This is a genomic window from Streptomyces sp. O3 (genome assembly GCF_054788135.1).
The window spans coordinates 119,306-131,547 of sequence record NZ_JBTVYK010000004.1 but is presented as its reverse complement, the minus strand read 5'-3'; the positions used below and the strand labels follow the sequence as shown (position 1 = coordinate 131,547).

General features: G+C 68.7%; 13 protein-coding genes. 9 read left to right on the top strand and 4 right to left on the bottom strand.

Annotation, left to right across the window (positions count from 1 at the left end; all coding sequences use genetic code 11):
- Window positions 1–9 precede the first annotated feature (9 nt).
- The 4 genes from ACX6XY_RS03995 to ACX6XY_RS03980 all read left to right on the top strand — a co-directional run bounded on the left by ACX6XY_RS03995 (window position 10) and on the right by ACX6XY_RS03980 (window position 3,252).
- A complete protein-coding gene (locus ACX6XY_RS03995) occupies window positions 10–183 on the top strand; it encodes a DUF1272 domain-containing protein (protein ID WP_460326365.1) in 174 nt (57 codons plus the stop codon).
- 313 nt (window positions 184–496) lie between these two features.
- Window positions 497–1,912, top strand: a complete 1,416-nt coding sequence (locus ACX6XY_RS03990; RefSeq protein WP_460326363.1) for a family 2B encapsulin nanocompartment shell protein — start codon at window positions 497–499, stop codon at window positions 1,910–1,912.
- 293 nt (window positions 1,913–2,205) lie between these two features.
- Window positions 2,206–2,331, top strand: coding sequence for a hypothetical protein (locus ACX6XY_RS03985; protein ID WP_460326361.1), 126 nt, complete (start codon window positions 2,206–2,208; stop codon window positions 2,329–2,331).
- Window positions 2,332–2,376: 45 nt separating this feature from the next.
- Window positions 2,377–3,252, top strand: coding sequence for a geranyl diphosphate 2-C-methyltransferase (locus ACX6XY_RS03980; RefSeq protein WP_460326359.1), 876 nt, complete (start codon window positions 2,377–2,379; stop codon window positions 3,250–3,252).
- 18 nt (window positions 3,253–3,270) lie between these two features.
- Here the strand turns inward: ACX6XY_RS03980 and ACX6XY_RS03975 are convergent, their stop codons facing one another.
- The gene (locus ACX6XY_RS03975; RefSeq protein WP_460326357.1) at window positions 3,271–3,732 is read right to left on the bottom strand and encodes a DUF7144 family membrane protein; all 462 of its coding nucleotides are present in this window, start codon (window positions 3,730–3,732) and stop codon (window positions 3,271–3,273) included.
- Between the two features lie 1,386 nt (window positions 3,733–5,118).
- Here ACX6XY_RS03975 and ACX6XY_RS03970 point away from each other — a divergent pair.
- Both ACX6XY_RS03970 and ACX6XY_RS03965 read left to right on the top strand, forming a co-directional pair.
- Window positions 5,119–5,253: a hypothetical protein gene (locus tag ACX6XY_RS03970; RefSeq protein WP_460326355.1), complete on the top strand. Its 135-nt coding sequence runs from the start codon at window positions 5,119–5,121 to the stop codon at window positions 5,251–5,253.
- Window positions 5,250–6,029 (top strand): bestrophin-like domain, encoded by a 780-nt coding sequence (locus tag ACX6XY_RS03965; RefSeq protein WP_460326353.1) that lies wholly within the window; start codon window positions 5,250–5,252, stop codon window positions 6,027–6,029. The genes ACX6XY_RS03970 and ACX6XY_RS03965 overlap by 4 nt, the downstream gene beginning before the upstream one ends.
- Before the next feature lie 45 nt (window positions 6,030–6,074).
- Here ACX6XY_RS03965 and ACX6XY_RS03960 read toward each other — a convergent pair whose 3' ends face one another.
- On the bottom strand, window positions 6,075–6,344 hold the full coding sequence (locus ACX6XY_RS03960) for a hypothetical protein (protein ID WP_460326351.1): 270 nt from the start codon (window positions 6,342–6,344) through the stop codon (window positions 6,075–6,077).
- A 136-nt stretch (window positions 6,345–6,480) separates the two neighbouring features.
- On the opposite strand from ACX6XY_RS03960, the gene ACX6XY_RS03955 reads away from it, so the two are divergent.
- Complete coding sequence (locus tag ACX6XY_RS03955; RefSeq protein ID WP_460326349.1) at window positions 6,481–7,326, top strand: helix-turn-helix domain-containing protein; 846 nt, start codon at window positions 6,481–6,483, stop codon at window positions 7,324–7,326.
- The gene (locus tag ACX6XY_RS03950; RefSeq protein WP_460326347.1) at window positions 7,305–7,517 is read left to right on the top strand and encodes a DUF397 domain-containing protein; all 213 of its coding nucleotides are present in this window, start codon (window positions 7,305–7,307) and stop codon (window positions 7,515–7,517) included. The genes ACX6XY_RS03955 and ACX6XY_RS03950 overlap by 22 nt, the downstream gene beginning before the upstream one ends.
- 148 nt (window positions 7,518–7,665) lie before the next feature.
- Here the strand turns inward: ACX6XY_RS03950 and ACX6XY_RS03945 are convergent, their stop codons facing one another.
- Window positions 7,666–9,162, bottom strand: coding sequence for a SulP family inorganic anion transporter (locus ACX6XY_RS03945; protein WP_460326345.1), 1,497 nt, complete (start codon window positions 9,160–9,162; stop codon window positions 7,666–7,668).
- Window positions 9,163–9,600: 438 nt separating this feature from the next.
- Between ACX6XY_RS03945 and ACX6XY_RS03940 the strand changes: the two genes are divergently transcribed.
- A complete protein-coding gene (locus ACX6XY_RS03940) occupies window positions 9,601–9,981 on the top strand; it encodes a MerR family transcriptional regulator (protein WP_460326475.1) in 381 nt (126 codons plus the stop codon).
- Between the two features lie 306 nt (window positions 9,982–10,287).
- Here the strand turns inward: ACX6XY_RS03940 and ACX6XY_RS03935 are convergent, their stop codons facing one another.
- Window positions 10,288–11,949 (bottom strand): peptide chain release factor 3, encoded by a 1,662-nt coding sequence (locus ACX6XY_RS03935; protein ID WP_460326343.1) that lies wholly within the window; start codon window positions 11,947–11,949, stop codon window positions 10,288–10,290.
- Window positions 11,950–12,242 lie beyond the last annotated feature (293 nt).

Below are 12,242 nucleotides of genomic sequence, written 5' to 3'. Positions count from 1 at the left end.
GGGGGAGCCATGGCCTTGGACATGCGCGAGCTGTGCGAGCGGTGCGAGAGCGCCCCGCTGGCGCCGGACTCGCCCGCCCGCATCTGCACCTACGAGTGCACCTACTGCGAACCCTGCAGCGAGGCCATGCGCCACGTGTGCCCCAACTGCGGCGGCGAACTGGTCCCCCGCCCCCGCCGCTGAGGAGCGCCGGCACAACGCCCCCTCACAGGCAACCGAACACCGATTCGCCCACTCGAACGATAACTATACGTGACATCCCTTGACGGCGACGCACCCAGAGCGACGTCACCCTCACCTTGACGCCCACCGCCATCGAACAGGCAACTCCCTTCCATCCGGGGCGCGAAGGGCGCATATTCCGATCCCGCGCGTGTTCACGCGCCCCGAGTTTCGTTACTCACCGCGACCACATCTCTGGTAGTCCTGCCTACACAGCGTGACGGCGACAGGTGTTGCCTCAACGATCGTTTGTGCCAACAGGAAGAGGTATGTGATGTCGGTCGACACGAGCGCGCCACCCGTGCGAGACCAGCAGGAGCAGCTGAGCCTCGGCACGGCAGCCGCCCGGAATCTGGCCACCACGACCAAGTCCGAACCCCAGATGCAGGGGATCAGCTCCCGCTGGCTGTCGCGGATGCTGCCCTGGGTGAACGTGCCGGGCGCCACGTACCGGGTGAACCGCCGCCTCGCGTACACCGTCGGCGACGGCCGGGTCACCTTCGTGAAGACCGGCTCGAAGGTCCAGGTCATCCCGGCGGAGCTGGGCGAACTGCCCCTGCTGCGCGGCTTCACGGACGGCGACGCGCTCGGCGCGCTCGCGGAGAAGTTCGTGCAGAAGGAGTACGAGCCGGGCCAGGTGATCGTCCGGTCGGGCAAGAAGGCGGACCACGTCTACCTGATCGCGCACGGCAAGGTGGAGAAGGTCGGCGAAGGCCCCTACGGCGACGAGACCGTCATCGGCATGATGGCCGACGGCGACGCCTTCGGCGGTCAGGTGCTCGCCGGAAGCGGCAAGAAGTGGGACTTCACGGCGCGCGCGGCGACCGGCGTCACCGTGCTCGCGCTGCCCCTCACCGCGTACAAGGCGGTAGCGAGCCAGCACGAGGCGCTGCGCATGCACGTCGAACTCGCCGGCTCCAACGGGCACAAGCCCATCAACAAGTCCGGCGAGGTCGAGATCATCCTCAGCTCGTCCCACATCGGCGAGGCCATGCTGCCGGGCACGTTCGCGGACTACGAGCTCGCGCCGCGCGAGTACGAGCTGAGTGTGGCCCAGACCGTGCTGCGGGTGCACAGCAGGGTCGCGGACCTCTACAACGAGCCGATGAACCAGACGCAGCAGCAGCTGCGCCTGACCATCGAGGCGCTGCGCGAACGCCAGGAGTACGAACTCGTCAACAACGCCGAGTTCGGCATGCTCCACAACGCCGACTTCGACCAGCGGATCTCCACCCACTCGGGCCCGCCCACCCCTGACGACCTGGACGAGCTGCTGAGCATGCGCCGCGGCACCCGCTTCATGTTCGCCCACCCGCGCGCGATCGCCGCGTTCGGCCGGGAGTGCAACAAGCGCGGTATCTACTTCGGCGGCGTCGAACTGAACGGCCATCACCTGCCCGCGTGGCGCGGGGTCCCGCTGCTCCCCTGCGGCAAGATCCCGGTCACCGAGACCTGCACCTCGTCCATCATCGCGATGCGTACGGGCGAGGACGACCAGGGTGTCGTCGGGCTGCACCAGACGGGCATCCCGGACGAGATCGAGCCGGGCCTGAACGTCCGGTTCATGGGGATCGACGAGAAGGCGATCATCTCCTACCTGGTCAGCACCTACTACTCCGCCGCGGTGCTCGTACCGGACGCGCTGGGCGTCCTGGAGAACGTCGAGGTCTCCCGCGCGAACGGGAGCTGACGGCGGTGTCGCTCATCTCCCGTGCCATCGCGTCCGGGACGGGCCATGACGTGTCACTGCCCGCCCGCCGTCCGCGACGACCGCGCGCTCGGCGAGACCGTCACCGAACGCCTGGTCGCGTGGGCCGACGAGATCGGGAGCTATCCCGGCCAGTTGGACAAGATCCGCAAGGCCGACTTCGGGCGGCTGATCATGTTCGTCGCGTACAACCAGGAGGGCGTCTGGCACACGGCTCAACAGACCCCGCCGGTCTGGGAGTTCCTGATACACCGGCACGAGAACAGCTTCGTTCCGTGCAGGCCGCCGCGCTCACGGCCACCGGCTCACCAGAGCTGGGCCGGTTCCTGGCGGGCATCTGGTCCTGGCTCGGCGGCAGCCGCGAATGGCACGCGGGCAGCGCCCGCTACTCCACAACCTGACCGACGCCCGCACACCCTCCCCTCTCACGTAAGGGCTCCCTCACCATGTCCAAGCTCTCCACCGAACTGGAAACCTCCGTCGTGGAAGACGTCCTGCGCACCGAGTACCAGAAGTCCGTCGCCGACTACTGGAACGCCGAGAAAGACCCGGTCAACCTCCGCCTCGGCGAGGTCGACGACCTCTACCACCACCACTACGGCATCGGCGACTACGACGCGTCCGTCCTGACCGAACCCGCCGACAAGCGCGAGCAGCGCATCATCGAGGAACTCCACCGGATGGAGACCGCCCAGGCCGACGTCCTCCTCAACCACCTCGGCGCGGTCTCCCGCACGGACCGTCTGCTGGACGCGGGCTCCGGCCGCGGCGGCACCAGCTTCATGGCCAACGCCCGCTTCGGCTGCTCGGTCGACGGCGTCACCATCTCGGAGCAGCAGGTCGCCTTCGCCAACGACCAGGCGGCCCAGCGTGAGGTGGCCGACAAGGTCCGCTTCCACTTCCGCAACATGCTGGACACCGGCTTCGCCACCGGCTCCCGCCGCGGCGTCTGGACCAACGAGACCACCATGTACGTCGATCTCTTCGAGCTGTACGGCGAGTTCGCCCGGCTCCTCAAGCCCGGCGGCCGGTACGTCTGCGTCACCGGCTGCTCCAACGACGTCACCGGCCTGCGCTCCAAGGCCGTCAGCCGCATCGACGAGCACTACACCTGCAACATCCATCCCCGCAGCCAGTACTTCAAGGCGCTCGCGGCCAACAACCTCGTCCCCATCGAGGTCATCGACCTGACCGCGGACACCATCCCGTACTGGGAGCTGCGCGCGAAGTCCTCGGTCGCCACCGGCATCGAGGAGCCCTTCCTCACCGCGTACAAGGAAGGCAGCTTCCACTACCTGCTCATCGTCGCCGACCGCATCTGATCCGCGCGCCCCGCCCGTTCAGCGGGAGGAGGGCGACGCCCCGGTGCCGGCGCCGACGCCGGACCCGGCACCGGGTCGGCCATCGGAGCGGTCTGACGTGTCAGTGCACAGCGCCCAGATGACGAAGACGCCGATCGCGACGGCGATGAGCGCCCAGACCGGCTGATACGGCAGCCAGACGAAGTTGACGACCACGACGGCACACGCGATGCCCACGCCGAGAGCCTTGGCCCAGCCCGCCCGCTTGAGGATGCCGCAGCCGACGACGGCGACCAGAACGCCGAGGACCAGATGGATCCATCCCCACGCGGTGAGATTGAACTTGTACACGTAGTCGCCGAGCCGCGCGTACACGTCGTCCTCGGCGATGGCCGCGATGCCGTGCAGCACCCCGAGTACCCCGTACACCAGCATCAGCACACCGGCGAACAGCGTTCCACCGGACGCCCAGGCCGAACCCCCGTCAGATTCCCCAGTCATCGCCGTCACCCTTCTCTGCCACGGAACACCGATCCTGCGGCTGGCGGAACCGCCCGGCCACCGAAGCCGGGCCATTCGGGTGATTGGGCCTGTCGCGCGACGTCGGAGCGAAGGAGCTCGGCTGAGAAGGCCCATCCTGGATAAAGGTGATGATCACACATAACGGAGGGCACGGCCGGTATGCGTCTTCGTCTCGGCATCCGACTGGCGACGTCGTACGCCACTGCCGTGGTCTTCCTGGCGGGTCCGGCCGCCGCTGCCGAAGCGACGGGGCCGGTTCCCGAGCTCACCCCAGCCGACGGAGTCGGCCCGCACGCACTCGCGCTCCGCGTCACCGTGAACGGCCGCCCAGCGGCCACCGCTCACTCGACCGGCATCCGCGCGGGGCACCGCGTGGTCAAGCGGTACCTGATCATCAACCGCTCAGGGGCGGACCTGCGCCGGGTGAAGCTCACGGACCCTGGCGTGAGCCCCGGAGACATCCACTGCCCCGGCGACGGCGGCGACGGCACGTTCTGGATGCGGGGCCTGACCAGGGTGACCTGCACGGCGACCACGAAGGCCCGGCCAGGAGACCATCCGTCAAAGGCCCGCGTCACCGCCCGCATCCCGTCGTTGAACATGACCCCGACGGCAACGGCACGCTCCGGCTACCGCGGTATCGCGAGCGCCCTGAGCCTCAGCGTCTCGGCAAGGGACACCGGCGGCCTCCGGGCCCGCGTCCGCTACGTACTCACCAACACCGGGGGCCTGACGGTCCACGGAACCAGCCTCACCGAGACGAGCCCGGACGCCCCGCTCACCTGCGCGGGAGGCACCGAACAGAGCGTGCCCCCGCGCGGAAAGATGACCTGCCAGTCCGAACCGCGACTGCCAAAGGCGGGAACCTACACCAGCAGAGCCACAGCCCGCGGAAGCGACCGCCACAAGACGCTGGGCCCGACCGGAAGCCTCGTACCTGCTCCGGAGCTGAGAGCTTCGGCCAGCGACCGCTTCACCCTCGCACCCGAACCCCCTCAGCCAAAACCAACCACACCCCCACCCACACCGCCCCCACCGACACCCGCTCCCCCAGCCCCCGGCCCACCCCCAGCCCCAGCCCCAGCCCCCGGCCCACCCGCACCACCCGCAGACCCTCCCGATCCCGCAGACCCTCCCGAGCTTCCCGCCCTCCCAGGCACCCTCGGCGACGCACTACTGCCCCCCTTCTTCCTCACCGAAGCCCTGACGGCACCGGCAGAAGGCGCAGAAGCAGAGGAAGCGGAAGCAGAAGCACCGACAGAAGCGGGGGCAGAGGCAGAGGCAGACAGCAGCCCCACAACACCGCCAGGCGCGGACACGGCAGAACCCCCCGCCCAGCAGGCCACCGCACCGCAGCCACCGTCCTTGCCCACCCAAGTCAATCGCCTGCTGCGCGACAACTCGACCGTCTCAGCCCTACTGATCTTCATGCTGATCTTCATCCCCGTGGCCGTGGTCACCGCACGCTCGCCGCGCGGCAACGGAAGGGGCAACGGATGAGCCATGTGATCGAGATGCTCGCCCTCGGCCTCGTCGCCGCGATCGCGGTGGCCGCAGGCGTCCTCCTGTGGCGTCGCTATCAGCCGGTCGCCGACGACGAGGACCAGGGGGAAGAAGCGGGCGAGTACATGTCGATGATGGTCTCGCTGCTCTACGCGCTCCTGCTCGCCCTGGCCCTGGTGAACGTGTGGGAGGTACGCGACGACGCGGACGTCTTCACGAACATCGAAGCGGGCGCGCTGCACCAGCTGACGGTCCTCTCCGACGGCATGCCACCCGAGCAGGACAAGCAGATCGACGACATCGCGCAGCGCTACGCGGCCCATGTGGTGCAACAGGAGTGGCCGCTGCTCGCGGACCGCGCTCCGCTCGGCGACGAGGGCTGGCGACTGCTGCGACAACTGCGGCCCGCCGCACTGCCGCCAGCGGAGTCCACCGCCGCGCAACAGGTCACGTCCCTGCAAATGCTGAGCCAACTCGGCGAGTTGGACTACGCCCGCCGTGAGCGCGCGGACGCCGCGGAGGAGACGCTCTCCCCCATCCTGTGGGTCGCCATCTTCGTCGGGGCCGCGCTGTCGATCACTTTCCTGTTCTTCTTCCGCGTACGCGGGGACAAGACCCATGTGTCGATGGTGATGGGCATGGTCGCGCTCACGGTGTTCCTCATCCTCCTCATCAGCCACATGTCGGAGCCCTTCGGATCTGTCATGGGAATCGGCCCCGACGCGTTCCTCCGGTACTTCCCCGAGGCCGAGACGGCATCCAGCACACCGTGACTCAGCCGCCCGCGCCGCCGGAGCGCGTACCCAAAGCCGTTTCCCTCACAGATACAACTGGTGACGGCAGGCCAGGCAGTACGTCTTGCCGTCACGCCGCCCCGTCTCCCGATGCCCGCAGGCCCCTTTCGTGATGACCGCCGCGAGCTCGCGGGCCACAGGGGCTGAACACTCGCCGAGGTTCACCAGGGCGTAACCGCCCTCCCCCACGGCCAGGGGCGTACGTACATCCATCGCCGGGAACTGGATGCCCGCGCGACTCAACGCGACGGCGAGCGCGTCGCGCGCCTCCTCGGCTTCCCGAATCTTCGCCATCAGCCCTCTTCCGTTCACTACTCTGGGTATTCCAGGCATTACAAGCATGGATCCGGAACAGGGAACGGACCACGTCAGCGGGCTGTACTTCCCGGCCTCCCGACGGTAGTTCCACACCTTCCACGGAGGAGCGCGCATGCCGCCGAGACGGGTGATCACCGGCCGCAGCCAGGAACCACGCCAACGCTTCGCCGAGGAGCTGCGGTTACTCCGCTCGCAGCGCGGAGACAGCCTGCGCAAGCTCGGGGAGGTGCTGGGGTGGGACTGGTCGCTGTTCGGCAAGATGGAGAGCGGGGAGACCCTCGGCGGCCCCGAGGTCGTACAGGCGCTTGACCAGCACTACGGGACGTCCGATCTGCTGCTGATCCTCTGGGAGTTGGCGGTCGGGGACCCGACGCAGTTCCGGGAGCAGTACCGGCGGTACATGGTGCTGGAGGCGGAGGCGGTCAGTCTGTGGCACTTCGCCGTCAGCGTCCTGCCCGGCCTGCTCCAGACCAGGGAGTACGCGCGGGAACTGCTCGCGTCCAGCGGCACCAAGGGCGAGGAGCTGACCCGGCAGGTCGAGGCGCGGATCGGACGGCAGGTGCTGCTCGAAGGGGAACACGCGCCGCACTTCCGCACGATCCTGTCCGAGGCGGTGCTGCGTACGCCGCTGCGAGACGCGCGGGCGTGGCGGCCCCAGTTGGAGCACCTCATCGAGATGGCCGAGCGCCCGGACGTCACACTCCAGGTGCTCCCACAGGCCGCTGGCCCGCACGGACTGGTCAGCACTGCCGTGATGTTGCTGCGACTGTCGGACGGACGCACCGTGGCCTACACCGAGAACACCCACCGGGGCGAACTCATCGAGGAAAACGGCTCGGTTGAGCGCCTGCAACGTGCCTACGATGCGGTGCGCGACCTGGCGTTGTCTCCGGCCGAGTCGCGGAAGTTCATCGGGCAGATCCTGGAGGAAGCACCGTGCGACGCACCATCGACCTGACTTCCGTCACCTGGCGCAAGAGCTCCTACAGCAACCCGGATGGCGGCGAGTGCGTCGAGGTCTCCGACGACTTCCCCGCCGTCGTCCCCGTCCGCGACAGCAAGAACCCCCACGGCCCCGCCCTCGTCATCGAGTCGGCCGCCTGGTCGGCGTTCGTCACGTCCGTCAAGCACGCGGATCCCACCCACTGAGCCGCGGACGGCCAGCCGGGACCGGGGTCGGGACCGGGGCCGCGCGACGCGAACCGCCCTCCCCCACGGTTCCGTGATGTGAGGGAGGGCGGCTGGTCAGCTCGGGGGCTGCCGCGAACGCTCAGGCGATCGACGGTCAGGCGACCGGTCAGTGTCCGGCGGTGAGCTGTCCGGCGAGCTTCTCGTGCATCTCGGCGCTGGGCTTGTTCAGGCCGACGATGGTGACCTTCTTGCCCCGGTCCCGGTACTTGGTCTCGATCGCGTCCAGCGCGGCGACCGTGGACGCGTCCCAGATGTGCGCGTCGGACAGGTCGATGACCACGTCGTCCGGGTCGTCCTTGTAGTCGAACTGATAGACCAGGTCATTGGACGACGCGAAGAACAGCTCACCCGTGACCGCGTAGACGACCTGGTTGCCGTCCGGGTCCACGACACCGGACACCTCGGCCATGTGCGCGACCCGCTTCGCGAAGATCACCATCGCGGTGATGCAGCCGACCACCACACCGATCGCCAGATTGTGGGTCGCCACGACACACGCCACGGTGACCACCATCACCACGGTCTCGCCGACCGGCATCCGCTGCAGCGTCTTCGGCTGGATCGAGTGCCAGTCGAACGTGGCGACCGACACCAGGACCATCACCGCGACCAGCGCCGCCATCGGGATATCGGAAACGACCGGACCGAAGGCGATGCACAGCACCATCAGGAACGCACCCGCCAGGAACGTCGACAGCCGCGTGCGCGCCCCCGACGTCTTCACGTTGATCATCGTCTGGCCGATCATCGCGCAGCCGCCCATGCCGCCGAAGAAACCGGTGACCACGTTCGCGACGCCCTGGCCCAGCGACTCACGCGTCTTGTTGGAGTGGGTGTCGGTGATGTCGTCGACCAGCTTCGCGGTCATCAGCGACTCCATCAGCCCCACCAGCGCGAACGCGAACGCGTACGGCGCGATCGTGGTCAGCGTGTCCATGGTGAACGGCACATCCGGCAGCCCCGGCACCGGCAGCGACGACGGCAACTCCCCCTTGTCGCCGACCGTCGGCACCGCGATCCCCGCCGCCACCGTGATCACCGTCAGGATCACGATCGACACCAGCGGAGCCGGGATCACCGTGGTGATCTTCGGGAAGAACACCATCAGCGCCAGCCCGCCCACGATCAGCGGGTAGACCGGCCAGGGCACCTCCCACATCTCCTCGACCTGCGCCATGAAGATCAGAATCGCCAGCGCGTTCACGAAGCCGACCATCACGCTGCGCGGCACGAACCGCATCAGCTTGGCCACGCCGAGCGCGCCCAGCACGATCTGGAAGACACCGCCCAGGATGACGGCGGCGATCAGGTAACCGAGCCCGTACTCGTGGTTCAGCGGGGCGATGACCAGCGCCATCGCACCGGTCGCGGCGGAGATCATGGCCTTGCGGCCGCCCACTATGGAGATCACCACGGCCATCGTGAACGACGCGAACAGACCGATCGCCGGGTCGACCCCGGCGATGATCGAGAACGAGATCGCCTCCGGGATCAGCGCCAGCGCGACCACCAGCCCCGCCAGCACCTCCGTACGGAAGATCTTCGGCGAGGCCAGCCAGTCAGGACGCGACAGACGCGAGGACAAAGACAGGGGTGAAGACATGCAACCGTTTCCGTTCGGGCGCACACGTCACCACAGGACGCACACGCGCTATTAACACGACTCAGCCCGCTGACGGGAGGAGTCCCCGGCGGCCCGGCCACATCGGGGGCCCTGCCGGATACCCGGCGGCCCCAACGGGCCCCCGGTCGGGCATCATTGCCCGAAAGCTGGGAGTCGCCGACAGGTCCGATCGGGACCCTCTGTGCGGCGATATCGCCCCTGCCAGAGCCTTACGGCGGAGGCGGCTACGCCCGACACTCTACCCTGACGTGAGGGCAGAGTGGGGCGTACAGCTTGTGAAATGCAGGTAAAGAGGCCTCAAGATCCTGTGATTCATCTCACGCATGGCATGCGCGACACGGAATTGAAAAGCTGTGGAATCCAGAAGGACCAGAAGGACCAGAGGGAGACGATCCGGTGAAGGCTGAGCAGCGGCAGATGCAGATCGGCGAAGTGGCCGAGCGGACCGGCTTGTCGCTGCGCACCATCCGCCACTACGAGGAGGTCGGCCTCGTCACCCCCTCCGCCCGCAGCAAGGGCGGCTTCCGGCTCTACACCGAGACCGACGTCGAACGCCTGATGGTGATCCGGCGGATGAAACCGCTGGACTTCTCCCTGGAGGAGACACGAGACCTGCTGGAGATCACCGACAGGCTCGCCGCGCCTGACGCGCCTACGGGGGATGAGCTGGCGCGGCTGCGGGAGCGGTTGGACACGTACCGTGAGGTGACCGAGGCCCGCTGCGAGAAGCTGCGGGCGCAGCTTCTCGCAGCGGAGGACTTCGCGGCGACCCTGCGCACGCGCCTCGCCGCGCGGTAGCACCCCGCGCCAGCGGGGTGTCGCCCTGCGGAACGTATGCCCACAACAGTCAGACGGGACGTACGCCCACCCGCACAGCCGCTCGCACCCCCCACCCACCCGCAGCCGGGGAGCTCACGTGAGGGGGTGGGGTGGGGGGTGCGAGCGGAGCGGGGACTGTGACCTGGGCAGCACGCGGTTCGCAGCTTCCGGGTTATCAGTCGCCGTGAGCACGTACCCCCCACCCCACCCCCGACCCACAACGAACAGAACGCACGCACCGCCGCGCGCCCGCACCCCGCACCCCACGGCGCGCGGCGCGCGGCGTTACTCGTGCGCGGCCAGGAGCGGATCCAGCCGCGCCTCAGGGAAGGCCCGCTCGAAGGACGCGGCCTGCCACCGGTCGGGGAACACCGCGAGCAGCTCCTTGTCGCGGACCCGCGTCAACACCTCACCCCGGATGATCCGCGACCGCCCCAGGCCCTCGGCCCCCGCCGCGTCCGTGGCCCGAGCCAGGTGATACGGCAGCGTCTCCAGCCGCACCGGCGCCGAGAACTCGCCCGCCATCCGCGCGCTGACCACGTCGAACTGCATCGGCCCGACCGCCGCGAGCACCGGCGCCTGATCCCCTCGCAGGTCCGACACCAGCACCTGGACGACCCCCTCCTCATCCAGCTGCGCGATGCCGCGCCGAAACTGCTTGGACTTGGCGATGTCGGCGGGCCGTACGACCGCGAAGTGCTCCGGCGCGAACGTCGGCATCGGCGGGAACACGGCCGGAGTCTCCGCGTACAGCGTGTCGCCGACCCGCAGCGCACCCGCGTTCCCCAGCCCCACCACATCGCCCGGATACGCGATGTCGACCGACGAACGGTCCTGCCCGAAGACGCTGTTCGCGTACTTGGTGGCAAAGGCCTTGCCCGTCGCCGCCCGCGTCACCGTGGCGCCGCGCTCGAAGACGCCCGAGCAGACCCTCAGGAACGCGGTCCGGTCGCGGTGCGAGGGGTCCATGTTCGCCTGCACCTTGAACACCAACCCGGAGAACGGCGCGTCCACCGGCCGCTCGCCCCCTCCCTCCAGCTCCCGCGCACCGGGCGCGGGAGCGAGGTCGACGACCGCGTCGAGCAGCATCCGTACGCCGATGTTGGAGACGGCCGCGCCGAAGAACACCGGCGTGGACCTGCCCGCCAGGAACGACTCCTGGTCGTACTCGGCGCCGTCCGCCTGGAGCAGCTCCAGCTCCTCGGTCGCGCGCTCCCAGTCGACGGCGACGGTCTCGTCGACCGCCGCCCGCTCGGCCGACAGGACTTCCTCGGTCGCGGCCTGGGCGCCGCCGGGCGCGCGCGTGTAGCGCCGCATCTGCTGCGGCACTCGGGCGTCGATGAGCCCGCGCAGATATCCTGCCTCGCCGACCGGCCAGGTGACCGGGGTCGGCTTGAGCCGGAACTCACTCTCGATCTCGTCCAGCAGCTCCAGGGCTTCACGGCCCGGCCGGTCCCACTTGTTGATAAAAGTGATAACCGGGATACCGCGGTGTCGGCACACGTCGAAGAGCTTGCGGGTCTGCTCCTCCAGGCCCTTCGCCGCGTCGATCAGCATCACCGCGCAGTCCACGGCGGCCAGCACCCGGTAGGTGTCCTCGGAGAAGTCCGCGTGGCCCGGAGTGTCCAGCAGGTTCAGGACGCAGTCCTGGTGCTCGAACTGCAGCACCGCCGACGTGACCGAGATGCCGCGCGCCTTCTCCATCTCCATCCAGTCCGACGCGACCCCGCGTCGGCCGGACTTCCCGTGCACCGCGCCCGCCTCGGTGATCGCCCGCGCGTGCAGCGCCAATGCCTCGGTCAGCGTCGACTTGCCCGCGTCGGGGTGGCTGATCACCGCGAACGTACGCCGCCGGGCCGCCTGAGTCGCCGCCGCACTCGCGCCGGGGCCGGGGCCGGGGCCTGAGCCTGAGCCCGCCGCATTGACCGCGTTCGCCACGTTCGCCATCCGTTCCTCGTCGACCTGTACTCACCTGGACTCACCCAAAAGTACCCTGACGTGAGGGTAGGTTCGGCCGACGGCCAACGTCGAGCGGCAGCCACGAACGAGCCGGTCACCGCCCCAGTCGCCGGGGGCTCCAGCGAGGCTCTTGACGAGCTGCCATAATGCGGGTGTAGCCCTTCGTGCATCCCCCGTCGCGAAGGGCTACACCTCGTCCACGGGCAAGGGACTCCCCTCGTGGCCCCCTGGCCGTGTTTTTTCGAGTTAACAGTGACGTAGAGTGCGCACGCAAGCCCGTT